The organism is Aeromonas sp. R4-3 (assembly GCF_040908275.1).
Lineage (GTDB): Bacteria > Pseudomonadota > Gammaproteobacteria > Enterobacterales > Aeromonadaceae > Aeromonas > Aeromonas rivipollensis.
The window spans coordinates 42,375-68,520 of the sequence record NZ_JBFODK010000011.1 but is presented as its reverse complement, the minus strand read 5'-3'; the positions used below and the strand labels follow the sequence as shown (position 1 = coordinate 68,520).

Sequence of the window (26,146 nt, the reverse complement as noted above, 5' to 3'; positions counted from 1 at the left end):
TGTGAGGGTTCGAGTCCCTCTCTTCGCACCATGCTTTTATCAGACAGCATGTAAATCCAGACTGATAACCCGAATGTGCGAAGGTGGCGGAATTGGTAGACGCGCTAGCTTCAGGTGTTAGTGCCCCCCGGGTGTGAGGGTTCGAGTCCCTCTCTTCGCACCATGATTCTGACATGTAAACACAGAGCAATGCGCTCCAACCGCATTTAAAACCAGCTGGAGAAAATCAGTGTGCGAAGGTGGCGGAATTGGTAGACGCGCTAGCTTCAGGTGTTAGTGTCCCACGGATGTGAGGGTTCGAGTCCCTCTCTTCGCACCATTCATTCTGCAAAAGGCCCATCACGAAAGTGACGGGCCTTTTGTTTTTGCCCCTGCCATGGCTATGCTGTTGAGGATGCCATGCCACCACAGGGGTTTTCCCATGATCCTGGATACCGACATTCACAACTTCTATGAACATCTGGTGCTCAAAGAGATAGAAAAACAGGGACTTAACCAGAGACTGACCCCCTACCAACTGGCCGATCTCTGCTGCCTTACCCTCAATCAGCTCCCCTCTCACTACATACGTCACAACGTCGACATGATCTACTTCACCACGGATGCCGAACGCACCGAGATGGAGCAGAAGGTCATGACCTCACTGCGCCTGGCCTATGACAAGATCCAGGCAGTTCCTTCCCGCTGAACAGCTCCTATAGTCAGCTTTGCTGCCAGAGCAGGGTGACGACCCCCGTCATGCCCGCGACCGGCAGCAGGATCAGCGCCGGCCTCAGCCTGGGTTCCAGCATGACCCAGGCGGCCAGCAAGAAGCCCAGACTCCACAGGCCGTACGCCTTGTCCTGACCCCAGCCCAACACCGCCAGCAAGGCTGCCAGCAAGAGACACCGCACTATCCAGATCATGATGATGCTACCCACAGAATCAAACGATAACGATTATCGTTTGTGATTATGGGGAGTGCAATCGGACTTCTCTATGGGTTTTGGCTATTTGCCCTGCATCGGCCTGATATTCAAAAAAAGCGCCGATGAGATCAACTAATGAGTAGATTTATCAAACATTAATGCATTTTTGCTAAATAAGTTGGGATTTTGCGCCCCAGGTTTGTGGTAGATTGCGGCCTCTTTTTGGGCCGGCCCCTCGGGATACGTGTATCCACAGGACGAGAGGGACCGACCTTGGCGAGCAAGAGTTTAGGAAGTATCTATGCAAAACCAACAAAACCACATCCGATTGCCTGGCATGGCGCAGGTGTTTGCCTGCCTGGCCATTTTTCTGGCCCTGGCCTTTTCGTTCACCAGCGTGCTCGATCTGCCGATCCAGCTGGCGCTGTTCATCGCCTGGTTCGTCATCATGGGGCTCGGCATCAGGCTAGGCCATGATTACAAGTCCCTGGAGCAGGCCGCCGTCGATGGCGTCGCCAAGGGGATGGGCGCCATATTGATACTGGTCTCCGTCGGTGCCCTGGTCGGCACCTGGATCGCCGGCGGCATAGTCCCCAGCATCATCTACTTCGGCCTCAAGGTGATACACCCCTCCATCTTCCTGCTGGCGACCCTGATCATCTGCTCCCTCACCTCCCTGGCCACCGGCACCTCCTGGGGCTCTGCCGCCACGGCGGGTATCGCCATGATGGGGATCGGCCACAGCCTGGGGGTGCCTGCGCCCCTGGTGGCCGGTGCCGTGCTCTCCGGCGTCTACTTCGGTGACAAGCTATCCCCCCTCTCCGACTCAGTGGTGCTGGCGTCGACCATGTCCAACGTCGACGTGGTGGAGCACATCAAGGGGATGCTGCCCATCAGCCTCTTCTCCTACGTCATCACGGCGGCCCTGTTCACCCTGGTCGGCATGCAGTACTCCGGCAACGTCAGCCTGGAGCAGGTCAATCTGGTGATGGAGGCCCTCGACAAGCAGTTCAACATCACGCCGCTGGCCATAGTGCCGGTGATCCTGGTGCTGGGCCTGCTGGCGAACCGCAAACCCGCCTTCCCGGTGATCAGCTTCGGCGCCCTGCTCGGCCTTGTCTGGGCCATCGCCTTCCAGGGCATGGACCCGGTCAAGGCGATGCACTCCGCCTACAGCCCCTTCGCCATCACCTCAGGGGTCGACTTCATCGACAACATCCTGGGTCGCGGCGGCATGGAGTCCATGCTGGGCTCGGTGGCCGTCATCATCTTCGGTCTGGGGTTTGGCGGTCTGCTGGAGAAGGTCGGCATACTGGCGGTGATCGCCAGCGCCTTCGAGAAGCGCATCAACAGCGTCGGCAGCCTGACCAGCCACACCATAGGCACCGCCTTCCTGGCCAACGTGTTCGGCTCCGCCATGTATGTGTCGCTGATCCTGACCCCCAAGATCATGGCCAAGAACTACGACCGGCTGGGACTGGCGCGCAAGAACCTCTCCCGCAATGCCGAGTTCGGCGGCACCCTCACCTGTGGCATGGTGCCCTGGAGCGACAACGGCATCTTCATGGCCGGGGTGCTGGGGGTGGCCACCCTCGACTACCTGCCCTACATGTGGCTCAGTTTCACCTGCATCATAGTGACCATCACCCTCGCCTACCTGGGCAAGGCGGTGAACCGGGTGCCGGAGATCGAGGCGGCCAGCTCCCGCTAACAACAGGAAAAATAATGATAAAGGCGCCATCACGGCGCCTTTTGCTTGGAGGAAGTTCGGGGTTAAGCTGGCAGCCAACCTCGTCGCCCGTGGCAGGATGCCCAGATGAATTTTACCTTTCGCCAGATCCGTTACTTCGTGGCGGTGGCCGACAGCTTCTCCGTGAGCCGCGCCGCCGCCGAACTGCACATCTCCCAGTCGGCGGTCACCAGCGCCATCCGCGAGCTGGAGACAGAGCTCGGCGCCGCCCTGTTCGAGCGCAACCCGCGCGGCGTCACCCTGACGGCCCAGGGCCACCAGTTCCTGCTCCATGCCAGGCGCATTCTCGGCGCCATGACCGAAGCAGGCCAGTCCCTCAAGGCGGTGGCCCAGCAGGATCAGGGGCAGCTCACCATAGGGGTGACCACGCTGGTGGCCGGCTACTACCTGTCGGAGGCGATCGGCCGCTTTCGCCGTGCCTTTCCGGCTGTGCGCATCGAGGTGAAGGAGGATGAGCAGCCGTTTCTGGAGCATCAGATTGTCAACGGCGAGGTGGACGTGGGGATACTGATGACCAACCGCACCATACGCCAGGAGGCGTTCGATACCGAGCTGCTGACCCGCTCCCCCCTGCGGCTCTGGCTCGCCGCCAACCACCCCCTCTGCGCGGAATCGACCCTCTCCCTCAAGGCGTTGGGGGACGAGCCCATGATCTCGCTCACCGCCGATCAGCTGGATCAGATCATAGGGGCCGGCCTTCGCCGCTACGGCATCTCCCCTCGCACTGTGTTGCGCACCGCCTCGGTGGAAGCGGTGCGCAGCCTGGTGGCGAGCCAGCTCGGGGTCGCCCTGCTGCCGGACTTTGCCTATCGCCCCTGGTCTCTGGAGCAGGAGCGGGTGGAGGCCCGCCCCATCAAGGAGCCCATCCCCGCCATCGACATCGGTCTGGTGTGGCGCCGCGGCTCGCGGCTCGACTGGACCGCCCGTGAGTTCATCGACATAGCGCGGGCTCAGAGCCGGCTGCGGGCCCGCCAGCCGGTCTCCCGCTAGCCGGCACCCTCAGGGTGATCGCCACGCCGCCATCAAAAACAAGATTCATCTGCACTCGATATCGATTTGGCAGATACCTCTGGCGTTAAAAATTGAAATTCTCATTACCACTGCCTTCTCCTACGCTCATGACTGGTTAACAGGATGTTAATTGCCATTGCGGCATCGCATGGCTCCAGATCATGCAAGGAGAGCAAGATGAAACTGACCCCCCTGACCCTGGCCCTGATCCCCGCCCTGCTGGCAGGCCAGACCCAGGCCGCCCCGACCGAGCTCGGCAAGGGTGAAGGCCAGCTCAATATCGTGGCCTGGGCAGGCTACGTGGAGCGTGGCGAGACTGACAAGAACTACGACTGGGTGACCGGCTTCGAGCAGGAGACCGGCTGCAAGGTCAGCGTCAAGACGGCCGCCACCTCGGATGAGATGGTGGCGCTGATGAACGAGGGGGGCTTCGATCTGGTGACAGCCTCCGGCGACGCCAGCCTGCGCCTCATCGCGGGGGGCAAGGTGCAGCCGCTCAACCTGGCGCTCATCCCGAGTTACGGCAAGATAGACCCCCGCCTGCAGAGCGCCCCCTGGCACACAGTGGAGGGCAAGCACTACGGCGTCCCCTACCAGTGGGGCGGCAACATCCTGATGTACAACACCAAGGTATTCCCCAAGGCGCCCGACTCCTGGTCCGTGGTGTTCGAGGAGCAGACCCTGCCGGACGGCAAGTCCAACAAGGGGCGGGTCCAGGCGTTCGACGGCCCCATCCACATCGCCGATGCCGCCCTCTATCTGATGACCCACCAGCCGGCACTCGGCATCAAGGATCCTTACGAGCTGAACGAGGAGCAGTACAAGGCCTCCCTCGATCTGCTGCGCAAGCAGCGCCAGCTGGTGGGCCGCTACTGGCACGACGCCTTCGTCCAGATAGATGACTTCAAGAACGAGGGGGTGGTGGCCTCCGGTTCCTGGCCCTTCCAGGCCAACACCCTGATCGCCGACAAGCAACCCATCGCCACCACAGTGCCCAAGGAGGGGGTTACCGGCTGGGCCGACACCAGCATGGTGCACAGCGAGGCCAAGCACCTCACCTGCGCCTACCAGTGGCTGGAGCACTCTCTGAACAACAAGTTGCAGGGAGATCTCGCCTCCTGGTTCGGCTCCGTGCCCGTGGTGCCCGCCGCCTGCGAGGGCAATACCCTGCTGGGCAAAGAGGGCTGCAAGACCAACGGCATAGAGAACTTCGACAAGGTGCACTTCTGGCGTACCCCTGTCTCCCAGTGCAAGAGCCAGGGGACTTGTGTGCCTTACTATCGCTGGGTTTCCGACTATATCGCCATCCTGGGTGGCCGCTGAGTCCAGACAGTCCACACCAGCAAGTCGCCCCACAACGGGCCGGGGGGAGACCCGGCCCTGTTCGATGACAAGGACGTACCATGACAGCCGTACAATTTGACCGGGTCAGCCGCCACTATGGCGAGGTGAAGGCGGTCGACGACATCTCCTTCCAGATCCCGTCCGGAGAATTCTTCACCCTGCTGGGCCCGAGCGGTTCCGGCAAGACCACCTGCCTGCGGATGATCGCGGGCTTCGAGTACCCGAGCGAGGGGGAGATCCGGCTGTTTGGCGAGCCCTGCTCCCGGGTGCCACCCTATGATCGCAACCTCAATACAGTGTTCCAGGACTATGCCCTCTTCCCCAACATGGATGTGCGGGACAACATCGGCTACGGCCTGATGATCAGGGGAGTGCCCAAGGCAGAGCGCCACCGCAAGGTGGACGAGATGCTGGAGCTGGTGCGCCTGCCCGGTGTCGGCAGCCGCAAGCCGGGGCAGCTCTCCGGCGGCCAGCGCCAGCGCATTGCCATCGCCCGGGCCCTCATCAACCAGCCGCGCATCCTGCTGCTGGACGAGCCCCTGGGGGCGCTGGACCTCAAGCTGCGCGAGCAGATGCAGCTTGAGCTGAAAGCCTTGCAGCGCCAGCTCGGCATCACCTTCATCTTCGTCACCCACGATCAGCAGGAGGCGCTCTCCATGAGCGACCGCATCTGCATCTTCAATCAGGGCAAGATCGAGCAGATAGCCGCGCCCGATACCATCTACGACGCCCCGGCGACGCCGTTTGTGGCCCGTTTCGTTGGCACCGTCAATCTGTTCGAGGGGGAGCAGGCCCGGCGGCTGTGCGGTGACGAGCGCCAGATGATGGTGCGCCCGGAGCGGATCCGGCTCGGCGAGGCCGGCATGCCCGGCTGGTCCGGCGAGATCCGCGAGGTGGAGTATCTGGGCCCCTTCGTGCGCTACCGGGTCAGCCTGGGAGAGCAGCTCGAGATCATCGTCAACCACCCCAACGAGGGACAGGCCCGTCTGGCCCGTGGCGCCCGGGTCAGCCTCAGCTGGCCTGAGCAGGCCATCCACCGCCTGAGTGCCTCAGGATCGGGGGCTCAGCCATGAGCCTCCCCCACTGTGCGAGTCTAGCCATGAGCCACGCCACCGAACCTGCACGCTTGCGGCCGCTGCGGCGCCTCTCCACCCTGCTCTACGGCCGTCCCGGCCTGCTGCTGGGGATACTGCTGGGGCCGCCCCTGCTCTGGCTCGGCATCATCTATGTCGGCTCCCTGCTGATGCTGCTCTCCAACGCCTTCTTCGGGCTGGACGAGTTCAGCGGTCAGGTGCGTCACGAGTTGGGGCTGCAAAATTTCATCGCCCTGCTGCGGCCGGAAAACCTGGACGTCATCGGCCGCACCGTCGGCATGTCGCTGCTGGTGACCCTGGCCTGCGCCCTGCTCGGCTTCCCCATCGCCTACTACATGGCGCGCTACACCAGCGGCAAGACCCGGGCGCTGTTCTACGTGGGCATCATGCTGCCGCTCTGGTCCAGCTATCTGGTGCGGGTCTATGCCTGGAAGCTGATCCTGGCCAAGGAGGGGGTGATCAGCTGGCTGGCGGACAGCCTGGGGCTGGAGTGGCTGCTGGATGGCATCCTCTCCCTGCCGATGATTGGCGGCCCCTCCCTGTCGTTTTCGCGGCTCGGCACCTTCATCGTCTTCGTCTACGTCTGGCTGCCCTTCATGATCCTGCCCATTCAGGCGGCGGTGGAGCGTATTCCGCGATCCCTCTTGGAGGCGAGCAGCGATCTGGGGGCGACTCCGGCCCAGACCTTCCGCACCCTGATACTGCCGCTGGCACTGCCCGGCGTGGTGGCGGGCTCCATCTTCACTTTTTCCCTGACCCTTGGTGACTACATCATTCCCGGCATCATAGGCAACTCGACCATGTATATAGGCCAGGTGGTCTACATGCAGCAGGGCACGGCGGGCAACCTGCCCTTCGCCGCCGCCTTCTCCCTGGTGCCCATCCTCATCATCGCCATCTACCTGACCATTGCCAAACGTCTGGGGGCCTTCGATGCGCTCTAATCCACCCATGAACCAGGCCTCCGGCCTGCTCAAGTACGCGGCCATCGGCGGTCTGCTGTTCCTGCACTTCCCGATCCTGTTCATCTTCCTCTACGCCTTCACCAGCGAGAGCAAGAGCTACCAGTTCCCGCCCCCCGGGCTCACCCTCAAGTGGTTCGAGGTGACCCTGAACCGCCCCGACGTGTGGCGCGCCATCCAGCTGTCGCTGGAGGTGGCCGGGCTCGCCACCCTGGCAGCCATGGTGCTCGGCACCCTGGCGGCGGGAGCCATAGCCCGCAGCCGCTTCTTCGGCCAGGAGGTGGTCTCGCTCTTGCTGGTGCTGCCCATCGCCCTGCCCGGCATAGTCACAGGCATAGCGCTGCGCTCCGCCTACGGCCTGATGGAGATCCCGTTCAGCTTCTGGACCATAGTCATAGGCCACGCCACCTTCTGCGTGGTGGTGGTCTACAACAATGCCCTGGCCCGTTTTCGCCGCACCAACCAGTCCCTCATAGAGGCGTCCATGGATCTCGGGGCCGACGGCTTCCAGACCCTGCGCTATGTCATCCTGCCCAACCTCGCCACGGCGCTGCTGGCGGGGGGCATGCTGGCCTTTGCCCTGAGCTTTGACGAGGTGATAGTCACCACCTTCACCGCGGGCCAGCAGACCACGCTGCCCATCTGGATGTATCAGGAGCTGATCCGTCCCCGTGACAGACCCGTCACCAACGTGGTGGCCCTCATCATAGTGGCCGTGACCACCATTCCCATTCTGCTTGCCTACTACCTCACCCGCGACGGCCAGGACGTCGCCGGCAGTGGCAAATAATGACTCAACGCCTGCGCAAGGATGCAACCATGAAATTCTCTACCCAACTATTGATCGACGGCCAGTTCGTGACCGGTGACGGCCAGGCCGAGCCCATCCTCAATCCCGCCACCGGGGAGCTGATCGCCTCTGTGCCAGAGGCGTCGTTCGAGCAGGTGAACCGGGTGGTGAACGGCGCCCAGCGCGCCTTCGCCCAGTGGAGCCGCACCACCCCGGCAAGCCGCAGTATCCTTCTGCTGCGCCTGGCGGATGCCATAGAGCGCCATGCCGAGGAGTTCGCGGCGCTCGAATCCCTCAACTGCGGCAAGCCCTATCTGGCGGTGCTCAATGACGAGCTGCCGGCGGTGGTGGACTGCTTTCGCTTCTTCGCCGGGGCGGCCCGCTGCCTGCAGGGACCGTTGGCGGGGGAATACATAGAGGGACACACCAGCATGATCCGCCGCGATCCCATCGGGGTGGTGGGCAGCATAGCCCCCTGGAACTACCCGCTGATGATGGCGGCCTGGAAGATGGCCCCCGTGCTCGCCGCCGGCAATACGGTGGTGCTCAAACCCTCAGAGCAGACCCCGCTCACCGCCCTGCGCCTTGCCGAGCTCGCCAGCGAGCTCTTCCCCCGCGGCGTCATCAACATCGTCTGCGGCCGGGGTGAGAGCGTGGGAGCGCCGCTGGTGGAACACCCGCTGGTGCGCATGGTGTCGCTGACCGGTGACATCGCCACCGGCCAGAAGATACTGCAGAGCGCCGCCCGCACCATGAAGCGCACCCACCTTGAGCTGGGGGGCAAGGCGCCCGTCATCATCTTCGACGATGCGGATCTGGAGGCGGTGGTGGCCGGCATTCGCACCTTCGGCTTCTACAACGCAGGACAAGACTGCACCGCCGCCTGCCGCATCTATGCCCAGGGCAAGATCTATGACAAGTTCGTCGCCGCCATGACGGAGGCCGTGGCCTCCATCAAGGTGGGGGGCCAGCGTGAGGAGGGGGTGGAGATGGGGCCGCTCATCTCTGACCGCCAGCGCAACAGAGTCGCCAGCTTCGTGGAGCGGGCCCAGAGCAGCGGCCACGTGGAGGTGACGACTGGCGGCAAGATCCGCCCCGGCAACGGCTTCTTCTTCGAGCCGACCCTGATAGCCCACGCCCGCCAGGAGGATGAAATAGTGCGCCGGGAGGTGTTCGGCCCCGTGGTGTCGGTGACCCGCTTTGGCGACGCCGAACAGGTGGTGCAGTGGGCCAACGATTCGGACTACGGCCTCGCCTCCTCGGTCTGGACCCGGGATCTGAGTCTGGCGAGCAAAGTGGCCAGCCACCTGCAATATGGCTGCACCTGGATCAACACCCACTTCATGCTCACCTCGGAGATGCCCCACGGCGGCATGAAGATGTCCGGCTATGGCAAGGATCTCTCCCTCTACGCCCTGGAAGATTACACTGTACCGCGCCACATCATGGTCAAGCTCTGAACATGATTCAGGCTGGCCCCGGGGCCAGCCTGAATGCGTAAACAACGACCCAAATCCCCTGCCAGATACTTCCTCCTACGACAGCCGCCACAGCCAGTGGTGATCCAGAATAAGCAGACCAAACAGCAACATCAGGTGATAGATGGAGAAGCGGAAGGTGCGCATCGCCTGACCGGGGCGCTCCGAATACTTCAGCAACCAGCCATGCCAGCAGAACCCGAGGTTCAGCGCCAGACTGCCGATCAGATAGAGCAGCCCGGACATGCCGATCAGGTAGGGCAGCAGGCAGACCAGGGTCAGGATCAGCAGATAAAGCAGTATGGCCGTCTTGGTGAATGCTATGCCGTGGGTGACGGGCAGCATGGGAATGTTCGCACCGGCATACTCGTCACGCCGGTGGATGGCCAGGGACCAGAAGTGGGGCGGCGTCCAGGTAAAGATGATCATCACCAGCAGCCAGGGTTCGGCCGAGAGCCCTCCTGTGATGCTGGTCCAGCCCAGCAACGGTGGCATGGCTCCCGCCAGCCCGCCGATGACTATGTTCTGTGGCGTGGCTCGTTTAAGCAGCAGGGTATAAACGACCGCATAGCCAAACAGGCTGGCCAGGGTCAGCCAGGCGGTCAGGGGATTCACGCCCCAATAGAGCAAGGCGAAGCCCATCAACGCCAGCCAGAGTGCAAACGCCATCGCAGACTTGGGCCCGATCCGCCCCATGGCGACCGGTCGCCAGCGCGTTCTGCGCATCTGGGCATCGATGCCGTGATCCAGAGAGTGGTTCATGGCCGCGGCCGCGGCCGCCAGCAGCCCTATCCCCGCCAGCCCCAGCACCATCTCGTCAAGGGAGGCCTGGGACGGCTCGGCCAGCAGCATGCCGACCCAGGCGGTCAGCAACAGCAAGGCCACCACCTTGGGTTTGGTCAGCTGGTAATAATCCCGCAGCAGCCGGAGGTCGATGAGGCCTGTCAAGGGCTTGCTGTTCATGTCTGACTCCTGATCGCCTCGGGCGACAGCAAGGGGGAAATCCGGGGGCGAGAGAGCCGCCCACGGGCCAGCACACAACACACCAGCAGGTGCGCCGCCACCAGGTTGTGCGCGAGTGCATTTGCCAACGGCAGGGCCAGGTGGACATTCGCCAGCCCCAAGGCAATTTGCACCAGCAGCAGGGTCAGCAAGAGCCCCCCCAGTAAACGCAGCGGGGCCCCCTGACGGATCAGGGCGAGGGCAAAGCCCCCCACCAGCAGGGCGGTGGCAAGGGCCCCCAGACGATGGGCAATATGGATGGTCTGGCGCGCCTCCTTGCTCAGCACCCCAAACTCATAGCTGGCGTGGCCAAGTGGCAGATGAAAGGCCTCCTCCCAGTTCAATTGCGCCTGCCAGCTCCCCTGGCAGAGAGGCAACTCGACGCAGGCCATGGCCGCATAGTTCGCCGACGTCCAGCCACCCAGCGCTATCTGCAGCAGCAGCACGCCACAGGCCGCATTGCCGAGCCAGGGCAAGCCCTGATCGCGGCAGACGGGCGCGTTCGCGGGGAAGCGCGCAAGCTCGGCCCGGTAGAGCCAGAGCAGAGTCAGGATGGCGAACCCGCCCAGCAGGTGGGTGGTCACCACCAGAGGGTGCAGCGCCAGCGTCACAGTCCACATGCCCAGGGCAGCCTGCCCAACCACCAGCACCAGCAAGGCCCCCGAGAGGCGACGCAGACGACCGCCAGCACGCCAGCTCAGCACGAACAGCAGCGCAATCACACCGCCCAGCACACCGGCAAAGTAGCGATGCACCATCTCGCTGCGCGCCTTGTGGGGCTCCAGCGGCGTGTCCGGGTAGAGATGGGCCGCCCGCTCTACATGCGCGGACTGGGGGACGGCCAGAGAGCCGTAACAGCCGGGCCAATCGGGGCAGGCCAGCCCGGCATCCGTCAGTCGGGTATAGGCCCCAAGCAGGATCACCAGTACCGCCAGCACGATTGCGATCGATGCCAGCCGCTTCTGTATCTTCATACGGCACCTCGCTGACGCTTGTCTCCGGATAATGGCGACAGAACACACGACACAGTCCTCAGGTGCGCGTTCATTGCACGCCTCGCTGATACTTGAGCAGTTGCTGCAGATCCGACAGCACTGCCTTGCCAAGCTGCGGCCACGCCGCCGTGCTGGCCGGGACCTCGTAGCGCAGGATGGCAAGCCCTTGCGAGTCCACCAGCATCATATCGCCCGCCCGTACAGCTCCGTTCACCCCGCGCGGCGGCGTATCGGTGAGTTGCACCAGATCCAGCTTGTCCAGGTTGCGGCCAAGGGCGCTTTGGATCCGCGACATCAACTCGGGCACCTGCTGGCATTGCGCCTCACAGCGCCGGGCGGCCAGATAGACCAACCGCCATTTGCTCTGATGGGGCGGGAGTGGTTGCAACAGATAGACCTCCTGATCCAACCAGGCCCCCTTGTTGCGGGTGCCGGGTTCATACCAGCCCTGCCTCAGGGTCAGTGCAGCCAGAACCACAGGCAGCAGTATCACCAGCGCAAAGAGGACAGGTACCTTCCATCTTGACCATGAGTTCATGGGGACAACCTCCTTGTCAGCACCAGGCCCCCCACCAGCATCACCAGCGCCAGCCCAAGCCATTGCACTGCATATGCCCTGTGCTTCTCGGGCGGCATGACATTCGGCTGGTAGTGATGGAGGAAGGGTGTGTGCCTTTGATAAAACACGGCATCGGCGAGGGGTGAACCAAGGATCTCGCTCAGGGCATCCACCCTGATGGACTGCAGCCGGTTAGGATAGGGGCCGGATTCGATGTTCTGACCCAGCAAGACGCCACCGGGGGTCGTGCGCAGCAGACCGTCGAGCTCCAGAGTTGCCGGGATGACGGGCCTTGGCAGTTGCTGCCTGCTGGCGGGTGCAGGCACCCAGCCCAGATTGACCAGCAACAAGGGACGGGCATCACCGGCGCGTACCGGTATGATGACGTCATAGCCGATCTCGCCCGCCACCGCCTGGTTGTCCAGCAGCCAGACATGAGGGGACACCCATTCGACCTCCCCTCCCAGTGACATGCCGTCCAGTGACTCAAGATTGTGCCAGTCGATCCGGGAAAGCGTCATTGGTGCCACCTGCTGTGCCACCGCCATCCGCCCCAGCCAGGCCTCTTTCTCCATCCCGCGCTGCCACTGCCAGAGCGACAGCTTGCACAAACCGGCCGTCACAACCAGAGTGAACATCAGTACGATCCAGCGCCTGTGATGCCATGGTCGCTGCTTATCCCATGTTGCCATGTCACGCATATAACGGAGGGCTCCAACATGTTGATCAAGATAGTGCTGGTACTGATGCTGCTGCTCATCATAGGACAACTCTTTCATGCCCTCTGGTTGATGATGACCACGGGTCACCCCCAGAAGATGTCGGCCCCGCTGGGGCGCCGGGTGTTCTTTTCCCTGCTGGTGGTCGTCATCCTGCTGCTCTCCCTGATGATGGGCTGGCTGGAGCCCAACCCGCGCCCTTACTGATCCCGACCTCAGAGGAGGTAGACGAACACGAAGAGGCAGAGCCAGACCACGTCGACGAAGTGCCAGTACCAGGCCGCGGCCTGGAAGGCGAAGTGGCGCTCGGCGGTGAAGTGATCCTTCAGCACGATGCGCAGCCAGATGATCAGCAGGAATACAGTCCCCAGGGTGACATGCAAGCCATGGAATCCGGTCAGGATGAAGAAGGTATTGCCGTAGATGCCGGAGTCCAGTCGCAGCCCCAGATCCCGGTACGCATGCAGGTATTCATAGCCTTGCAGCCAGAGGAATGCCAACCCGAGCAGTACTGTCACAAGCAGCATTCCCTTGAGACGACTGCGTTTGCCATTTTCCAGGCCGGTATGTGCAAACAGCAAGGTGACGGAGGATGCGAGCAGGATCAGGGTATTGATGAGGGGTATGCCGTGCCAGGGCATGGCCTGGGTCGTGGTCCCTCCCGGAGTCTTGACCATGGGCCAGTGCGCGGAGAAATCCGGCCACAGCAACTGGGCCGTCATCGCCTTGTTGCCCGCGCCATCCAGCCAGGGCATGGCAAGCTGGCGGGCATAGAACAGCACCCCGAAGAAGGCCAGGAAGAACATCACTTCGGAGAAGATGAACCAGACCATACCTTGCCGGAAGGAGCGATCCATCTGGGCGCTGTAGAGCCCGGTCATGGACTCCTGGATGATGTGGCGAAACCAGCCAAACAGCATGAAGACCAGCAAGGCAACGCCAGCCATCATCAAATACCGGCCGACCCCGTCCTGCTTGCTCGCCACTTCATTGACCAGATGCCCCGCTCCGAAAGCCAGGAAAAACAAGGCCACCGCCCCTATGATGGGCCAGCGGCTCTGGTCCGGGACATAATACGTCTGGTTCACTTTGGCCATGATTATTTCCTCTGCGCCAGCGTCGGGGCTGGGGTGGACTGAGTGATGTCATAGAGTGAATAGGAGAGCGTGATGGTGTTTATGTTGTCGGGCAAATCGGGGTCGACATAAAACTTGAGCGGCATCAGCTTGCTCTCCCCCGCCTGCAACTCCTGACGGTTGAAGCAAAAGCACTCCACTTTCTTCAAATAGGCGGCGGCGGGACCGGGCGAGACTGACGGCACCGCCTGACCAATCATGGTGCGATCGGTGGGATTGAACACCCGATAATTGACCAGCTTCATTTCACCCGGCCGCACCGACAACCGCGCCGTTTCGCCGCTGAACTGCCACGGCATCTGGGTGTCCGCATGGGCAAGAAACTCGATCTGGATGGTCCGTTTGCTGTCGATCACCGCCCGCTCAGCCGTGGCCGGCTGCACTGCAGTCTTGCCGTTGAGGCCGGTGATCCTGCAGAAGACGTCATACAGCGGCACCAGTGCAAAGGCGAACCCGAACATGACAAGCACCACCAGGGCCAGCTTTCTGAGCAGGGGACCGTGATTGACCTGAGCCATATGATCTCCTTACCGCACATCTGGCGGGGTCTTGAAGCTGTGGTAGGGAGGGGGGGATGAAAGCGTCCACTCCAGCCCCTCCGCCCCTTCCCACACCTGATTGCTCGCCTGCCTGCCTCCTCTGATGCACTTGATCACCCCCCAGACGAACAGCAACTGCGACAGCCCGAAGGCGAAACCGCCGAGACTGATCAGCATGTTGAAGTCGGCAAACTGCAGCGCGTAATCCGGAATGCGGCGGGGCATGCCCGCCAGACCGACGAAATGCATGGGAAAGAAGAGCACATTGACCGAAATGAGCGAGCACCAGAAATGCCACTGCCCGAGTCGCTCGTCATACATGTGCCCCGTCCATTTGGGCAGCCAGTAATAAGCGGCGGCCAGGATAGAGAAGACGGCGCCGGTGACCAGCACATAATGGAAATGGGCCACGACAAAATAGGTATCGTGATATTGGAAATCGGCCGGGATCATGGCCAGCATCAACCCCGAGAAGCCACCTATGGTGAACAGGGTAATGAAGGCGATGGCAAACAGCATGGGGGTCTCGAACGTCAATGATCCCCGCCACATGGTGGCAACCCAGTTGAATACCTTCACCCCGGTCGGCACCGCTATCAGCATGGTGGCGTACATGAAGAACAGCTCGGCGACCACGGGCAGCCCAGTCGTAAACATGTGGTGAGCCCAGACCATGAATGACAGCAAGGCGATGCTGCTGGTGGCATAAACCATGGAGCGATAGCCAAACAGCTGCTTGCGAGAGAAGGTGGGAATGATGCTGGAGACGATGCCAAAGGCCGGCAGTATCATGATGTACACCTCCGGATGGCCAAAGAACCAGAAGATGTGCTGGAACAGCACAGGATCCCCGCCCCCGGCCGCATCGAAGAAGCTGGTCCCGAAATACTTGTCCGTCAGTACCATGGTCACCGCCGCCGCCAGGACCGGCATGACAGCGATGAGCAGGAAGGCAGTGATAAGCCAGGTCCAGACAAACAACGGCATCTTCATCCAGCCCATGCCCGGCGCCCGCAGGTTGAAGATGGTGACTATGACGTTGATGGCCCCCATGATGGAGGAGATACCCATGATGTGGATGGCAAAGACGAACAGCGCCGTGCTGTTGCCGCTGTATTTGGTGGACAGGGGGGCATAGAAGGTCCAGCCCGAGCTGGGGCCACCGCCTTCCATGAACAGGCTCGACAGCAGGATCAGAAACGCAAACGGCAGGATCCAGAAGCTCCAGTTGTTCATCCGGGGCAGCGCCATGTCCGGGGCCCCGATCATGATGGGGATCAGCCAGTTGGCGAGGCCGGTGAAGGCGGGCATCACGGCGCCAAAGACCATGATGAGACCATGCACTGTGGTCATCTGGTTGAAGAACAGGGGCTCGACCAGTTGCAGCCCGGGTTGGAACAGTTCGGCCCGAATGACCATAGCCATGGCGCCACCGGTGAAGAACATGGTCAGGGCGAACAGCAGATAGAGGGTGCCGATATCTTTGTGATTCGTGGTGTATAGCCAGCGCCTCAGGCCCGATGCAGGTTGGTGGGCGTGCTCGCTGTGCAGGGTATCCGTGATTCCATCACTCATGCTGGCGCCTCACTTGTCCTTGTTTGGATCGACTGGGTTCAGAAGGGACTGCACCTCTGCAGCCTGAATGACATCACCGGTCTTGTTGTCCCAGGCATTGCGCTCGTATGTTACGACGGCGGCGAGTTCCTGCGCCGTCAGCTGCTTGCCGAAGGGCTGCATCGCAGTCCCGCTCTTGCCATGCAGGACTATGTCCAGGTGCTGGGCCCTATGTTCTGGCAGCGTCGCCACCTTGCTGCCCTTGAGGGCCGGGAAGATGCCGGGCAACCCCGTACCCGCGGGTTGATGGCAGGCGGCGCAATGACCCAGGAACACCTTCTCTCCCAGCTCCATGGCCTGTGGCAGCGTCATGGTCTGGCTGGCCAGGTCCTGCTGCTGGGCCTTGGCTGCCGCCTGATCTGCCGCTGTCTTGGCGATCCAGCCATCGAACTCCCCGGCCGGTTTGGCCACCACCACTATGGGCATAAAGCCGTGGTCTTTACCGCACAGCTCGGCACACTGCCCTCGGTAGGTGCCAGCCTTGTCGATCCGGGTCCAGGATTCGTTGATGTAACCGGGATTGGCATCTTTCTTCACGGCAAAGGCCGGAACCCACCAGGAGTGAATGACGTCATCCGAGGTCATCAGAAATCGGATCTTCTTGCCAACGGGCAACACCAGAGGCTGATCCACTTCCAGCAGATAGGTGCCGCTCTTGGGCTCGTCGCCCGAGACCTGCTTCTTGCTGGTCGCCAGCAAGGAGTAAAACTCCACCGGATGCTCGAGATATTTGTAATGCCATTTCCATTGCGAGCCCGTGATGAGCACGGTCAGCTCGGCTTTGGAGGTATCCTCCATCTTCAGCAATGTCGAGGTCGCCGGGGCCGCCATGGCGACCAGGATCAGCACCGGGATGGCCGTCCACAACAGCTCGATGCGGGTACTCTCGTGGAATTGGGCGGCCTTGGCGCCGCGAGACTTTCTGTGGTGGACTATGGACCAGAGCATGGCCCCGAAGACGATAAGGCCAATGGCGCAGCAAATATAGAAAATCGTCATATGCAGGTCATAGACCTGCTGGCTGATCGCGGTCGCCCCGCGTGTCATGTTGAATGTGATGTCGTTGGCGGAAACACTGCTGCTGGCGAGCCACACCATCCATGCGCCATGGTTGATTGCATTTTTTCCCACATTGCACTCCCTGTGCACGTTAGAAAAGATGGCAAGCATTGACAGATTAAACGCTAACCATCTGAAAATAATGCATTTATTAAACGTTCAGTCACACTCAAGTATTAGTCCATATTCTGAAAAAACCAAACTGATGCCGGATGACGGGGGCTCGTCAGAGCAGTTGGCATCCTATCCGGGCTAAACGAGAGGTGTGCTGGCGGTGGCCATTGCCCCATAGCATAGCCCTGAACCGCTCAATAGCGGGATCCATCCGGTAGCGAGCGGCCATGGCCGCTCGACAAAAGAGAAGGGGCCACACAGGCCCCTTGTTCATCTGTGGTAACCAGCGGCATCTTCTCGTACCGCCGTGGCCATCTCTTCGCTGTCAGGCCATGGGCACAGGTTTGTCCAACAACCGAGCCAGCAGGCTTCGCAGCTGCTTGATCAGCGCAGGCTTGCCCGCAACACCCAACGTCTTTGCCAACTCGGCCCAGGGCACATACTGCCAGATGGGGGCGATCAGCAGCCGACGCTCGTCGGGGAGCAGTTCATCCAGCGCAGTCAACCGACTGGCCAGCCAGCGTTGCAGGCTGGCTTGGCACAGCTCGAACGGCTTGTGATGATGGGCAAAGCAGTCGATCTCCTGATACTCGAACTCATCCAGATCGGGCGCCTCTGCGGCCGCGTTTCCTCTCAGGCATAACCAGACCAGTTCGGGATCCAGCCCCTTGAGTTCTCCCGCCAGCAGGGTGGGCAACTGGCTGACGAAGCGCCGTCGCCATTGAGTCAGCTCCGAATCGAACTCCGCTTTCAGTGGTTTGAGCAACAAGGCCGCATGGCTGCCGCTGGCTGCATCCCGCTGCAGGCCGATGCGCAATACCGTCAAGCCGCCCTTGAGCCAGAATGGCAGCACATCGGGACTCGCAGAAAAAGCTGACCCCAGATAGTCGTATCCCTGGGTGCGGTAGTGCATTTCCAGCTGCGCCAGCAACAAAGAACCCAGTCCCAGGCGATGCAAAGCGGGATGAATGGCGATGCGCATCACCCTGGCATAGCTGCGCTCCCCTGCCGTAATGAGCCCGGCGTGTGCCAGCAGCGACTGGGGCAGCAGATGACCACGGGGGCGTCTTCGCCCGGCCCAGATGTCATGAGCCAGCGCTGGCGCTATGTTTCCTTCCCGGGCCACCAGGGCAACACCGAGCAGCTCCCTCTCCTGCTCCAGCAGGTGGATGTCGAGATCGGGGCTCTCCAGCAAATACCGCAGATCGCTGGGGCTTGTCTGATAATGGGCCAGGACGAGCAGGCCGAATACCCGATTGAGCAGAGCCTCATCCCCGGCCAGCACTTCCTGCTCCAGTCGTCGCCAACTCGGTCTCTTCGGGGGTTGAGGTGCCACTATATCGGCATTGAGGCCGAGCAATCGGAAGATCAGCGGTTCCAGCGGATCATGCCGGCTCCAGCGGATGGGTTCCGCCAGATGCAGCTCCTGCCAATCCGGGGTCTGCCTATCGAGCACCCGCTTGAAACGCAGATGAAAGCCACGTCCCGTCCCCTCATAGCCGTGCTCGGTGGTGGCAAATACGATGCGGCTGTGACGGGCCAGGATGGCCTCCAGCAGCGGGGTCGGAATGGCGGCTGCCTCATCCACCAGCAGCAGATCCGCTTGCACATCCCCTTGAACCACTCGGTCTGGCGACACATAGGTCAGGCCCACCAGTCGCTCTGGCGTGTCTGCCAGCGCGGACGAGGCATGGGCAAAGAGTGTGGCGACGGTCGCCTGGGAAGGCGCCGTCACCACTATCTGCAGGCCGGGATCCTGGCGCAGCAGATCGGCACTGGCCAGACCCAGCAGCGCACTCTTGCCGCGGCCACGATCCGCGCTCAGCACCAGCGGACGGCGGCGATGACCATGCAACACCTTGTGAATGGCGGGTAGCGCACGGACTTGATCGGTACTGAATGGCCGGCTTGCGCCAAGAGGACACCAGGGCTCGCCGCCGACGGGAGGGATCAAGGAGAGGGCAGGATCCTCTGTCAGCAGCCGCACCAAGCGGGCGATAAAACCATGACCCGCCAGCTTGGCATCCTCAGGTTGGGCGACCAGCCGCAACCTGTCCGGATCCGGGTAGGCTGGCCACGTCTCTCTGGGGGGAGTCAGCAGCAGCAGCAGGCCACCGGCGCGCAACGTGCCCGCCAAAGCGCCGAAGGCATCGGGATGAAAGCCGCTGAAGGCGTTGAACACCAGGGTATCGCACTCCTGACCCAGCCGTTGTAGTGCCTTGGCAGCAGGCAGTGGCTTATGGCATGCAGGGCCGTCCCCCAGCCAGAAGACAGCCTCCCCCAGCAAGGGTTCGGCACAGGTGATGCAATCGGCTTCGAGCCCTTCCAGCCAGATCAGGCGACGCTCACCGGTGCGAGCGAGAGCCTGGCGCAAGAGATCCACCTCGGCTGGGCTCATGAGGCTGAACTGTCGTCCGGCTTCACCCGCGGCTCAAACATGCGCTCCCCCATCTGATCGATGAAGGTATGGGCTTTTTGCACCATGAAGCGCTCGGCGTCGGCTGGGTTGGCGAACAGATCGGAGCGGATGAAGCGGTGAGTCTGCAGCACACCATCCACATCCTTGGTGATGCGCCCTGCAAGCCGGAACTGTCCCCCTTCCGCCATGGGTTCGGGATAAATGAGATAGCCGGCGTATTCGGTGGGCGTGACATCGGTTATCTGGGCAGCTTGCCCCTTGAACAGGGCACTGAATAGTTTCTTGAGCATGTTCGTCTCCTCTCTGATGGTTGCATTCTCCTCAAGGGGGGAATCACTGGCAAGCAGGGGATCTTATTACCATTCGTTCTTTGCATTACGAACTATTCTCATTTAGATTTCATCTCATTCCAGCATGAGGTCCACTATTATGTACGTGTGTTTGTGCCGCGGCATCACAGATAACCAGATCCGCAAGGCGGTACAGGCAGGCAAGACCGAGTTCAGGCAGCTGAAACAGTCGCTGGAAGTCGGTGCCCAATGTGGCAAGTGCGTGCGCATGGCGATGGAAATCATCGCCACCGAGATCGACAAGATGGAGTCGGAGCAGGCGCCCCTTTATTACGAGGTAGCATGAGATACCTCTTCCCGATCCTCGCCTCAGCGAGCGGATGCTCCCCCTACCAGGGGAGCCGATTCGTCTTCTTCTTATGGTCATTTTTCTCGACTACGCTCTAGTGATCGGTGCCCTAGGCTCGAACACGAGGAGTAATGTCGATGAAAGGAGATCCCAAAATCATTGCCCACCTCAACAAGGTGCTGGCCAATGAGCTGGTTGCCATCAACCAATATTTCCTGCATGCCCGCATCTACGATGACTGGGGCCTCAAGGGGCTCGGGCACAAGGAATATCATGAGTCCATCGATGAGATGAAACATGCCGACGAGCTGGTCAAGCGTGTGCTGTTTCTGGAAGGACTGCCCAACTTGCAGGATCTGGGCAAGCTGCGTATCGGTGAGACAGTCGAAGAGATGCTGCGCTGCGATCTGTCACTGGAAATGGATGCCATTCCCGACCTGAAAACGGCCATCACCTATGCCGAGTCCGTCCATGATTACGTCAGCCGTGACCTGTTCCAGGATATCCTGGAAGACGAGGAGGAACACGTCGACTGGCTGGAAACCCAGCTCGATCTCATCGCTCGCATCGGCCTGGAAAACTATCAGCAATCCCAGCTTCATAGCGAATCATCCTGAGTGCGGATGTCATTAAGACCTGTCCCCAACCCGCCAAGGCGGGTTTTTTCTGGGCCACCACCTTGAAGCCCGGGCATGAATTTGAAATATATGGACGTTAGTGTCTGCCGGGCAGTTGGCCAACCGGGGGGTTTCCGTCAGCCACCCCCCTTCACGGCACAGGGCGCACCGCCGGATCCGGTGAACGAGGCACAGCCCAAGCCGGATTGAACCATTGCAGTGATCACAGTTACGATGCAGGGCAAAGCAGCGCACGCCGCTTTCGATTAGGATACGGCCCTATTCCCATCACTTTGCTACGGATGATTTCCATGGAACTGATTGCACGTGAGATGGCCCCCCACAAGCGGGTGGCCCTGGTGGCTCACGACAACATGAAGACCCCACTGCTGAACTGGGTGCTGCGCCGCAAGGAGGAGCTCAAGCTCCACCACCTCTATGCGACCGGCACCACGGGCACCCTGCTCGGCAAGAAGGCGCAGCTGCCCATCACCTGCCTCTTCTCCGGCCCCATGGGCGGCGATCAGCAGCTCGGCGCCCTGATTGCCGAGGGCAGGATCGACGTGATGATCTTCTTCTGGGATCCCCTCAATGCCGCGGCGCACGATCCGGACGTAAAGGCGCTGCTGCGCCTCGCGGCGGTCTGGAACATCCCGGTCGCCACCAACGAAGCGACGGCGGACTTCATCATGGACAGCCCGCACATGCAGCAGGCATTCAGCGTACAGGTGCCCGACTACGCCGGTTATCTCAAGGCAAGAACCGAGTAACCCCAACCAGATAGCAAAGAGCCGGACAGTGTCCGGCTCTTTTGTCTGAAGGATGGTGGCGGCTCAGCGCTGGAAACTCTTCTGGGCGAACTTGGGTCTGGCGTTCATGATCTGCTCCACCTGCTCGTCGCTCATCTTGCCGCGCGACAGCCCCAGCACCTTGTAGGTCAGCAGCGGCCGTGCCGGCAGCGCAATCATCAGGGCGCGGATCTGGTTTTCGTCCTCTTTCTCTCGTACCGGCTTGCCATAGGCATAGGTCAGCACCCCGGCATCCATCAGGTTTTTGACGGCAGGCTCGGTGATCGGCAGGTTTATGACGCTTTTCCGTTGCAGCACGAACTCGCGCAGCACCGCCTTCTCGTTGAAGTCGAGGAAGCCTATCATCTGGGCCAGCTGATCCTGTTGACGGCGAGATTGCCACTCGTCACAGGCCCATTCCCAGGCGATCAGGAAACCCTGGCTGCAGAAGTAGGAGATGGCAATCAGCATGCCGACCCCCAGCCAGGCGGCGTGAGCCGTGGCCCACTGACTGACGGCGCCTTTCATCAGCCCGGCCGGGAACAGCAATATGATGCTGCAGCAGAGCAGCAGCCAGACCATCAGCCAGTTGAGGCGATTCAGCTGGTAAAAATGTTGGATCCACCGTTTCATCGTTCACCCTTCCCAAGTCAATGTGGACAGTAGTCAACTCATAGCAATCCCTGTGCCAAGGCGAGGATCCTGTGGGCGGGATCTGGATCCAGGAGTGCAGAACTGATGGGGTTGGTCGGTGCCCAGGTTACATCCCCTTACAAGTTGCCGGGGGGACGAGCCGCCATTTTCCTTGTGGGGCAACCCATCTCTTGGTAAAAATCCCGCACTGTCATTGGGGAGTAGCAACCCGCCCGTGATCCGGGCAGGGCTCATGTCAACATTCTTGGATCATCAGATCCATGGCATGGGCGGCGATAGCATCTATCGCCCTGCAAGACCTTTGGCCTCGATACGCAAGCCAGCCGGGCGAGCCGTATCGGGTCCATCGGTTGTTCTGCTCGCCTGGCGGTTGCCTATTATGCTGATCACCCTGCTGTTATTTCTGCTCTCTGCCGTCACCATCTACCTGGCCTGCGAATATTTCGTCAACGGCATCGAATGGACCGGCCATCACCTCAAGTTCTCCCAGAGTGCCACCGGCTCCCTGTTGGCGGCCCTAGGCACTGCCTTGCCCGAATGCATAGTTACCCTGACCGCGCTGCTGATGGGGGATGCCCCCGCCCAGCAACAGATTGGGATAGGCGCCGCCCTCGGTGGCCCCCTGGTGCTCTCCACCATAGGCTATTCCGCCGTCGGCCTGACCCTGCTGCTGTGCATGAGCCCTGAACACAGGGCCATCGATGGCGAGGTGCAGCGAGAGACTGGTCGGGATCAGGCCTGGTTTGTCGGTATCTTCCTGGTGGCGGTGGCCCTCGGCATGGTGGCCTTCACCGGCAAAACCTGGCTGGCCCCGCTGTTCGTGCTGGTGTATCTGGTCTATGTGCGGCGCGAGCTGAAACAGACCGACAGCCACGAGACCCCGTTGCCAGAGCCACTCAAGCTGGATCCCAAAGCCGGGATCCCGGCCCTTCGCAAGGTGCTGCTGCAGACCCTGGGGGCCCTGGTGGTGGTGGCGCTGGCGGCCCAGCTGTTCGTCCATCAGCTGGAGAGCATGGGCGAGCTGTTTGGCCTCTCCCCCGTGCTGGCGGCCCTGTTACTGAGCCCGGTGGCGACCGAGATGCCGGGGCTGATGAATGTGCTGATCTGGGTGCGTCAGGGCAAATACCGGCTGGCGCTGGCCAATATCTCCGGCGCCATGATGATCCAGGGCACGATCCCCAAGGCATTCTGCCTGCTGTTCACCCCCTGGTTGCTCGACAGCACCATGATGGTCTCTTCGCTGGTGGCCCTGCTGGCGGTGGTACTGCTGTGGTGGGGCTTCAGCCGTGGACGGATGACGGCGGGCAGACTGGCCTGCATAGGTGTGGTGTACCTGGGTTTCTGCGGCTGGCTGATGGTGAGCTGAGGACACCTGGCATCTGAACATGGCGTCATAAGAAAGGGCAGGATCGGATCCTGCCCTTTGTTCATGGGGTTAGGTTCGCGGGTTGAACCCCGGGATCAGAACTGCTGGAACCAACGCTGGATCTGGGCCGGATCCTTGCTCTGGGTCAGGGAGAGCATCAAGAGGATGCGCGCCTTCTGCGGGTTCAGGGTGCCGGCGGCCACGAAGCCGTACTTGGCATCATCGATCTCGGCATCCAGGGTGGTGGCACCGGTCGGCACGCGGGCGGAGCGCACCACCCGGATGCCGTCCTCGCTCGCCTTGGCCAGGGTATCGAACAAGGTGTGGTAGAGGTTGCCGTTGCCCACCCCGGCGCTGACGATGCCATCAAACTTGGCATCCACCATGGCCTTGGCCGGCAGATCGGTGGCGTTGGCATAGTTGTAGACGATGCCCACCTGCGGCAGCTTGTCGAGCTTGCTCACGTCGAACGGAGTCTTGCTGGTGTGCAGACGGGCCGGGCTGCGCTGATAGTCGATCTTGCCGTTGTGGATGTAACCGAGCGGGCCGAAGTTGGGGGCGGCGAAGGTCTGCACCCCTGTGGTGTTGGTCTTGGTGACGTCCCGGGCGTCCAGTACTGTGTCGTTCATGGCAACCATGACGCCGCGTCCCTTGGAGCTGGGATCGGAGGCGGTGACCACGGCGTTGTAGAGGTTCAGCGGGCCGTCGGCACTCATGGCGGTGGAGGGACGCATGGCGCCAACCAGCACCACTGGCTTGTCGCTCTTGACGGTGAGGTTGAGGAAGTAGGCGGTCTCTTCCATGGTGTCGGTGCCGTGGGTAATGACGATGCCATCCACGTCATCCTTGGCCAGTAGCTCGTTGACCCGCTTGGCCAGCTTGAGCCACACCTCGTCGTTCATGTCCTGGGAGCCGATCTTGACCACCTGCTCCCCCTGCACCTCGGCCACGTTCTTCATCTCGGGCACGGCGGCGATCAGGGTCTCGATGGCCACCTTGCCTGCCTCATAGTTGGATTGGGTGGCGGACTGCCCCGCACCGGCTATGGTGCCACCGGTCGCCAGAATATGAACCTGCGGCAGGGCCATGGCCAGGGGGGATAGGGTCATGCCGAGAACGACGGCGAGCAGGGTCTTGCGGATAGGGTGAGTCATGCTGCAATCCTTTTGGGTTAGTTGACTGCAGCATTTTCATCCAATTTAGATCGTTTTTAAGTGATCACTCTCAACAATAAAAACAAGTAAACAGAATATTGGTCTGATTTTTACCCATATAGGGATAAATCACTCCGCACTAAACCCTTTGGCTTCGATCAGCGCGATCAACTCGCCCTTGCTCAGCTCGCTCTCGATAACGGCCTTGCGGCTGCCAAAATCGACCCGGGCCTGGCTGACGGTGTTCTGAGCCAGCAGCGCCTTCTGCAGGCTGGCGGCGCAGCCACCGCAGGACATGCCGGAAATGGTGAGTTCTATGGTCATGGGATATCTCCTCTGTGGATGTGTTCCCAGCCTAAAGCTGACGCCCGCGGCAAGGTCAAGCCCTAGCGGGCCACCACGGATTCACGCACCACCAGGCGCCCCTGGAATTTCTGCTGCTCATCGGCCGGTCGCAGACTCTGCGCCAGCTGTGCTTGCAACACCCGCACGCTCTCCTGGGCCAGCCGCTCACTCGGGTATTCGATGCAGGTCAACGGCGGGGTCAGCTGGCTCGCCAGGGAGGAGCCTTCCAGGCTGATGACGGAGACATCCTGAGGGATATGGAGGTTGAACTCGCGCAACAGCCTCATGGCATCGGCAGCCTGGGCATCTTGCTGCACCACCAGCGCGGTGAAGGGCAGGTAGCGATTGAGCAAGCCGAGCAGCGCCTGCTGGTTGTCGGTACCGTCGATCACCAGCTGGCTGTTATAGGGCAGGGATTGCTGCTGAAGTGCCTGCTGATAACCCTGGATGGCGCTCTTTCCAGCTGGGGACAGTTTGTCATCCAGCATCAGCACCAGCTGGCGATGACCCTTGCCGAGCAGGAAGCGACAGGCGCTCTCGGTGGCGAAGGTCAGGTCATAGCTGAGATTGAGGTTGCCGGTGTCGCTCACCCCATCGAGCTGAATGAGGCGCGGGTCCGGATTCAGAGGTTGTTTGGTACCGAGGACCAGGACCCCATCACAACGCCCGCCCAGCAGTTCATCGACCGCCAGCTGCTGTTGCTGCGCCTCGTCGGCAAAGCGCACCAGCATGCTCTTGCCCGTCTTGGCCAACGCCCCTTCCAGCAGCGGCAGCATGCTGGCCAGACGATTACCAAGCTGGGGGGAGAGGATGATGCCCACACAATCCGTCGCCTGGGTCGCCAGGGAGCGGGCCGTGGCATTGGGTCGGAAATTCAGCTGTTCGGCGGCTTGCAGCACGGCCAACCGACTCTCTTCACGCACGCCGCGCGAGCCGCTCAGGACGCGGGAAACGGTGGCTTTAGACACATTCGCGAGGCGCGACACATCGGTAATATTGGCCATGGCTTCATCAACGGTAACCGGTTAACAGGCCTCCATCCTAGCACAGGCCGGCGACCTCCGGTAAGGGCCGGCAGCCTGACCAATGG

28 protein-coding genes, 2 tRNA genes and 1 riboswitch are annotated in these 26,146 nt (G+C 61.4%); of the genes, 15 read left to right on the top strand and 15 right to left on the bottom strand.

Annotated elements, in window-relative coordinates:
* The first annotated feature begins 77 nt into the window (after positions 1 to 77).
* From AB5Y91_RS02660 to AB5Y91_RS02650, 3 genes are all read left to right on the top strand, one after another.
* A tRNA-Leu gene (locus tag AB5Y91_RS02660) sits at positions 78 to 163 on the top strand.
* A gap of 70 nt (positions 164 to 233) precedes the next feature.
* Positions 234 to 319, top strand: a tRNA-Leu gene (locus AB5Y91_RS02655).
* A 102-nt stretch (positions 320 to 421) separates the two neighbouring features.
* Entirely contained in the window at positions 422 to 688 is a 267-nt protein-coding gene (locus tag AB5Y91_RS02650) for a late competence development ComFB family protein (protein WP_106885716.1), read from the top strand.
* 13 nt (positions 689 to 701) lie between these two features.
* Here AB5Y91_RS02650 and AB5Y91_RS02645 read toward each other — a convergent pair whose 3' ends face one another.
* Complete coding sequence (locus tag AB5Y91_RS02645; RefSeq protein ID WP_368169010.1) at positions 702 to 905, bottom strand: hypothetical protein; 204 nt, start codon at positions 903 to 905, stop codon at positions 702 to 704.
* A 304-nt stretch (positions 906 to 1,209) separates the two neighbouring features.
* Here AB5Y91_RS02645 and nhaC point away from each other — a divergent pair, with 304 nt between their 5' ends.
* The 7 genes from nhaC to AB5Y91_RS02610 all read left to right on the top strand — a co-directional run bounded on the left by nhaC (position 1,210) and on the right by AB5Y91_RS02610 (position 9,319).
* Positions 1,210 to 2,619 (top strand): Na+/H+ antiporter NhaC, encoded by a 1,410-nt coding sequence (gene nhaC / locus AB5Y91_RS02640; RefSeq protein WP_368169009.1) that lies wholly within the window; start codon positions 1,210 to 1,212, stop codon positions 2,617 to 2,619.
* A gap of 105 nt (positions 2,620 to 2,724) precedes the next feature.
* The gene (locus AB5Y91_RS02635) at positions 2,725 to 3,648 is read left to right on the top strand and encodes a LysR family transcriptional regulator (protein WP_368169008.1); all 924 of its coding nucleotides are present in this window, start codon (positions 2,725 to 2,727) and stop codon (positions 3,646 to 3,648) included.
* 198 nt (positions 3,649 to 3,846) lie between these two features.
* Positions 3,847 to 4,992: an ABC transporter substrate-binding protein gene (locus tag AB5Y91_RS02630; RefSeq protein ID WP_368169007.1), complete on the top strand. Its 1,146-nt coding sequence runs from the start codon at positions 3,847 to 3,849 to the stop codon at positions 4,990 to 4,992.
* Between the two features lie 80 nt (positions 4,993 to 5,072).
* Positions 5,073 to 6,086, top strand: a complete 1,014-nt coding sequence (locus AB5Y91_RS02625) for an ABC transporter ATP-binding protein (protein ID WP_368169006.1) — start codon at positions 5,073 to 5,075, stop codon at positions 6,084 to 6,086.
* Positions 6,083 to 7,051, top strand: a complete 969-nt coding sequence (locus tag AB5Y91_RS02620) for an ABC transporter permease (protein ID WP_368169005.1) — start codon at positions 6,083 to 6,085, stop codon at positions 7,049 to 7,051. The genes AB5Y91_RS02625 and AB5Y91_RS02620 overlap by 4 nt, the downstream gene beginning before the upstream one ends.
* The gene (locus AB5Y91_RS02615; protein WP_106885710.1) at positions 7,041 to 7,859 is read left to right on the top strand and encodes an ABC transporter permease; all 819 of its coding nucleotides are present in this window, start codon (positions 7,041 to 7,043) and stop codon (positions 7,857 to 7,859) included. Before AB5Y91_RS02620 ends, AB5Y91_RS02615 begins: the two co-directional genes overlap by 11 nt.
* A gap of 29 nt (positions 7,860 to 7,888) precedes the next feature.
* Positions 7,889 to 9,319: a gamma-aminobutyraldehyde dehydrogenase gene (locus AB5Y91_RS02610; RefSeq protein WP_368169004.1), complete on the top strand. Its 1,431-nt coding sequence runs from the start codon at positions 7,889 to 7,891 to the stop codon at positions 9,317 to 9,319.
* Between the two features lie 75 nt (positions 9,320 to 9,394).
* On the opposite strand, the gene cyoE is transcribed toward AB5Y91_RS02610, so the two are convergent.
* The 4 genes from cyoE to AB5Y91_RS02590 all read right to left on the bottom strand — a co-directional run bounded on the left by cyoE (position 9,395) and on the right by AB5Y91_RS02590 (position 12,531).
* On the bottom strand, positions 9,395 to 10,300 hold the full coding sequence (cyoE, locus tag AB5Y91_RS02605; protein ID WP_368169003.1) for a heme o synthase: 906 nt from the start codon (positions 10,298 to 10,300) through the stop codon (positions 9,395 to 9,397).
* Complete coding sequence (locus AB5Y91_RS02600) at positions 10,297 to 11,313, bottom strand: heme A synthase (RefSeq protein ID WP_368169002.1); 1,017 nt, start codon at positions 11,311 to 11,313, stop codon at positions 10,297 to 10,299. The genes cyoE and AB5Y91_RS02600 overlap by 4 nt, the downstream gene beginning before the upstream one ends.
* Positions 11,314 to 11,383: 70 nt before the next feature.
* Positions 11,384 to 11,872, bottom strand: a complete 489-nt coding sequence (locus AB5Y91_RS02595) for a hypothetical protein (protein WP_368169001.1) — start codon at positions 11,870 to 11,872, stop codon at positions 11,384 to 11,386.
* Complete coding sequence (locus tag AB5Y91_RS02590; protein WP_368169000.1) at positions 11,869 to 12,531, bottom strand: SURF1 family protein; 663 nt, start codon at positions 12,529 to 12,531, stop codon at positions 11,869 to 11,871. The genes AB5Y91_RS02595 and AB5Y91_RS02590 overlap by 4 nt, the downstream gene beginning before the upstream one ends.
* Before the next feature lie 81 nt (positions 12,532 to 12,612).
* Here AB5Y91_RS02590 and AB5Y91_RS02585 point away from each other — a divergent pair, with 81 nt between their 5' ends.
* On the top strand, positions 12,613 to 12,819 hold the full coding sequence (locus AB5Y91_RS02585; protein WP_005330432.1) for a DUF2909 family protein: 207 nt from the start codon (positions 12,613 to 12,615) through the stop codon (positions 12,817 to 12,819).
* Positions 12,820 to 12,827: 8 nt separating this feature from the next.
* Here AB5Y91_RS02585 and AB5Y91_RS02580 read toward each other — a convergent pair whose 3' ends face one another.
* From AB5Y91_RS02580 to AB5Y91_RS02555, 6 genes are all read right to left on the bottom strand, one after another.
* Positions 12,828 to 13,709: a cytochrome c oxidase subunit 3 gene (locus AB5Y91_RS02580; protein WP_368168999.1), complete on the bottom strand. Its 882-nt coding sequence runs from the start codon at positions 13,707 to 13,709 to the stop codon at positions 12,828 to 12,830.
* Between the two features lie 2 nt (positions 13,710 to 13,711).
* Positions 13,712 to 14,266, bottom strand: a complete 555-nt coding sequence (locus tag AB5Y91_RS02575) for a cytochrome c oxidase assembly protein (RefSeq protein WP_025328389.1) — start codon at positions 14,264 to 14,266, stop codon at positions 13,712 to 13,714.
* A gap of 9 nt (positions 14,267 to 14,275) precedes the next feature.
* Positions 14,276 to 15,862 carry a cytochrome c oxidase subunit I gene (gene ctaD / locus AB5Y91_RS02570; RefSeq protein ID WP_163137577.1) on the bottom strand — a complete coding sequence of 529 codons (1,587 nt, stop codon included), beginning with the start codon at positions 15,860 to 15,862 and terminating at the stop codon, positions 14,276 to 14,278.
* A 9-nt stretch (positions 15,863 to 15,871) separates the two neighbouring features.
* Positions 15,872 to 16,999: a cytochrome c oxidase subunit II gene (coxB, locus tag AB5Y91_RS02565; protein ID WP_368169012.1), complete on the bottom strand. Its 1,128-nt coding sequence runs from the start codon at positions 16,997 to 16,999 to the stop codon at positions 15,872 to 15,874.
* A gap of 400 nt (positions 17,000 to 17,399) precedes the next feature.
* Positions 17,400 to 19,472 carry a tRNA(Met) cytidine acetyltransferase TmcA gene (locus AB5Y91_RS02560; protein WP_368168998.1) on the bottom strand — a complete coding sequence of 691 codons (2,073 nt, stop codon included), beginning with the start codon at positions 19,470 to 19,472 and terminating at the stop codon, positions 17,400 to 17,402.
* Positions 19,469 to 19,783, bottom strand: a complete 315-nt coding sequence (locus AB5Y91_RS02555; protein WP_338890240.1) for an HlyU family transcriptional regulator — start codon at positions 19,781 to 19,783, stop codon at positions 19,469 to 19,471. The genes AB5Y91_RS02560 and AB5Y91_RS02555 overlap by 4 nt, the downstream gene beginning before the upstream one ends.
* A gap of 139 nt (positions 19,784 to 19,922) precedes the next feature.
* Between AB5Y91_RS02555 and AB5Y91_RS02550 the strand changes: the two genes are divergently transcribed.
* The 3 genes from AB5Y91_RS02550 (at position 19,923) to AB5Y91_RS02540 (ending at position 21,519) form a co-directional block, all read left to right on the top strand.
* Positions 19,923 to 20,129 carry a bacterioferritin-associated ferredoxin gene (locus tag AB5Y91_RS02550; protein WP_010675777.1) on the top strand — a complete coding sequence of 69 codons (207 nt, stop codon included), beginning with the start codon at positions 19,923 to 19,925 and terminating at the stop codon, positions 20,127 to 20,129.
* A 140-nt stretch (positions 20,130 to 20,269) separates the two neighbouring features.
* Complete coding sequence (bfr, locus tag AB5Y91_RS02545) at positions 20,270 to 20,749, top strand: bacterioferritin (RefSeq protein ID WP_025328394.1); 480 nt, start codon at positions 20,270 to 20,272, stop codon at positions 20,747 to 20,749.
* 311 nt (positions 20,750 to 21,060) lie between these two features.
* On the top strand, positions 21,061 to 21,519 hold the full coding sequence (locus tag AB5Y91_RS02540) for a methylglyoxal synthase (protein WP_162520173.1): 459 nt from the start codon (positions 21,061 to 21,063) through the stop codon (positions 21,517 to 21,519).
* Positions 21,520 to 21,582: 63 nt separating this feature from the next.
* On the opposite strand, the gene AB5Y91_RS02535 is transcribed toward AB5Y91_RS02540, so the two are convergent.
* Positions 21,583 to 22,170, bottom strand: a complete 588-nt coding sequence (locus tag AB5Y91_RS02535; protein WP_025328396.1) for a superinfection exclusion B family protein — start codon at positions 22,168 to 22,170, stop codon at positions 21,583 to 21,585.
* A gap of 204 nt (positions 22,171 to 22,374) precedes the next feature.
* Positions 22,375 to 22,566: riboswitch (yybP-ykoY riboswitch) on the top strand.
* A gap of 4 nt (positions 22,567 to 22,570) precedes the next feature.
* On the opposite strand from AB5Y91_RS02535, the gene AB5Y91_RS02530 reads away from it, so the two are divergent.
* Positions 22,571 to 23,557, top strand: coding sequence for a sodium:calcium antiporter (locus AB5Y91_RS02530; RefSeq protein ID WP_368168997.1), 987 nt, complete (start codon positions 22,571 to 22,573; stop codon positions 23,555 to 23,557).
* Between the two features lie 95 nt (positions 23,558 to 23,652).
* Here the strand turns inward: AB5Y91_RS02530 and ansB are convergent, their stop codons facing one another.
* The 3 genes from ansB to AB5Y91_RS02515 form a co-directional block, all read right to left on the bottom strand.
* Positions 23,653 to 24,711, bottom strand: a complete 1,059-nt coding sequence (gene ansB, locus AB5Y91_RS02525; protein WP_106885697.1) for an L-asparaginase 2 — start codon at positions 24,709 to 24,711, stop codon at positions 23,653 to 23,655.
* Positions 24,712 to 24,840: 129 nt separating this feature from the next.
* A complete protein-coding gene (locus AB5Y91_RS02520) occupies positions 24,841 to 25,035 on the bottom strand; it encodes a heavy-metal-associated domain-containing protein (RefSeq protein ID WP_368168996.1) in 195 nt (64 codons plus the stop codon).
* 62 nt (positions 25,036 to 25,097) lie between these two features.
* Positions 25,098 to 26,060, bottom strand: a complete 963-nt coding sequence (locus AB5Y91_RS02515) for a LacI family DNA-binding transcriptional regulator (protein WP_106885695.1) — start codon at positions 26,058 to 26,060, stop codon at positions 25,098 to 25,100.
* Between the last annotated feature and the right edge of the window lie 86 nt (positions 26,061 to 26,146).

Excerpts from the sequence above, each read along its gene's own strand:
- AB5Y91_RS02540 (WP_162520173.1), top strand. The coding sequence starts at position 21,061 with ATGGAACTGATTGCACGTGAGATGGCCCCCCACAAGCGGGTGGCCCTG.
- ctaD (WP_163137577.1), bottom strand. The coding sequence starts at position 15,862 with ATGAGTGATGGAATCACGGATACCCTGCACAGCGAGCACGCCCACCAA.
- AB5Y91_RS02610 (WP_368169004.1), top strand. The coding sequence starts at position 7,889 with ATGAAATTCTCTACCCAACTATTGATCGACGGCCAGTTCGTGACCGGT.
- AB5Y91_RS02600 (WP_368169002.1), bottom strand. The coding sequence starts at position 11,313 with ATGAAGATACAGAAGCGGCTGGCATCGATCGCAATCGTGCTGGCGGTA.
- AB5Y91_RS02630 (WP_368169007.1), top strand. The coding sequence starts at position 3,847 with ATGAAACTGACCCCCCTGACCCTGGCCCTGATCCCCGCCCTGCTGGCA.
- AB5Y91_RS02625 (WP_368169006.1), top strand. The coding sequence starts at position 5,073 with ATGACAGCCGTACAATTTGACCGGGTCAGCCGCCACTATGGCGAGGTG.
- AB5Y91_RS02560 (WP_368168998.1), bottom strand. The coding sequence starts at position 19,472 with ATGAGCCCAGCCGAGGTGGATCTCTTGCGCCAGGCTCTCGCTCGCACC.
- coxB (WP_368169012.1), bottom strand. The coding sequence starts at position 16,999 with ATGGTGTGGCTCGCCAGCAGCAGTGTTTCCGCCAACGACATCACATTC.
- cyoE (WP_368169003.1), bottom strand. The coding sequence starts at position 10,300 with ATGAACAGCAAGCCCTTGACAGGCCTCATCGACCTCCGGCTGCTGCGG.
- AB5Y91_RS02555 (WP_338890240.1), bottom strand. The coding sequence starts at position 19,783 with ATGCTCAAGAAACTATTCAGTGCCCTGTTCAAGGGGCAAGCTGCCCAG.
- AB5Y91_RS02595 (WP_368169001.1), bottom strand. The coding sequence starts at position 11,872 with ATGAACTCATGGTCAAGATGGAAGGTACCTGTCCTCTTTGCGCTGGTG.
- AB5Y91_RS02590 (WP_368169000.1), bottom strand. The coding sequence starts at position 12,531 with ATGTTCACTCTGGTTGTGACGGCCGGTTTGTGCAAGCTGTCGCTCTGG.
- AB5Y91_RS02620 (WP_368169005.1), top strand. The coding sequence starts at position 6,083 with ATGAGCCTCCCCCACTGTGCGAGTCTAGCCATGAGCCACGCCACCGAA.
- AB5Y91_RS02520 (WP_368168996.1), bottom strand. The coding sequence starts at position 25,035 with ATGACCATAGAACTCACCATTTCCGGCATGTCCTGCGGTGGCTGCGCC.
- AB5Y91_RS02550 (WP_010675777.1), top strand. The coding sequence starts at position 19,923 with ATGTACGTGTGTTTGTGCCGCGGCATCACAGATAACCAGATCCGCAAG.
- ansB (WP_106885697.1), bottom strand. The coding sequence starts at position 24,711 with ATGACTCACCCTATCCGCAAGACCCTGCTCGCCGTCGTTCTCGGCATG.
- AB5Y91_RS02645 (WP_368169010.1), bottom strand. The coding sequence starts at position 905 with ATGATCTGGATAGTGCGGTGTCTCTTGCTGGCAGCCTTGCTGGCGGTG.
- nhaC (WP_368169009.1), top strand. The coding sequence starts at position 1,210 with ATGCAAAACCAACAAAACCACATCCGATTGCCTGGCATGGCGCAGGTG.
- AB5Y91_RS02575 (WP_025328389.1), bottom strand. The coding sequence starts at position 14,266 with ATGGCTCAGGTCAATCACGGTCCCCTGCTCAGAAAGCTGGCCCTGGTG.
- AB5Y91_RS02580 (WP_368168999.1), bottom strand. The coding sequence starts at position 13,709 with ATGGCCAAAGTGAACCAGACGTATTATGTCCCGGACCAGAGCCGCTGG.
- AB5Y91_RS02650 (WP_106885716.1), top strand. The coding sequence starts at position 422 with ATGATCCTGGATACCGACATTCACAACTTCTATGAACATCTGGTGCTC.
- AB5Y91_RS02515 (WP_106885695.1), bottom strand. The coding sequence starts at position 26,060 with ATGGCCAATATTACCGATGTGTCGCGCCTCGCGAATGTGTCTAAAGCC.
- AB5Y91_RS02635 (WP_368169008.1), top strand. The coding sequence starts at position 2,725 with ATGAATTTTACCTTTCGCCAGATCCGTTACTTCGTGGCGGTGGCCGAC.
- AB5Y91_RS02615 (WP_106885710.1), top strand. The coding sequence starts at position 7,041 with ATGCGCTCTAATCCACCCATGAACCAGGCCTCCGGCCTGCTCAAGTAC.
- bfr (WP_025328394.1), top strand. The coding sequence starts at position 20,270 with ATGAAAGGAGATCCCAAAATCATTGCCCACCTCAACAAGGTGCTGGCC.
- AB5Y91_RS02535 (WP_025328396.1), bottom strand. The coding sequence starts at position 22,170 with ATGAAACGGTGGATCCAACATTTTTACCAGCTGAATCGCCTCAACTGG.
- AB5Y91_RS02530 (WP_368168997.1), top strand. The coding sequence starts at position 22,571 with ATGCTGATCACCCTGCTGTTATTTCTGCTCTCTGCCGTCACCATCTAC.
- AB5Y91_RS02585 (WP_005330432.1), top strand. The coding sequence starts at position 12,613 with ATGTTGATCAAGATAGTGCTGGTACTGATGCTGCTGCTCATCATAGGA.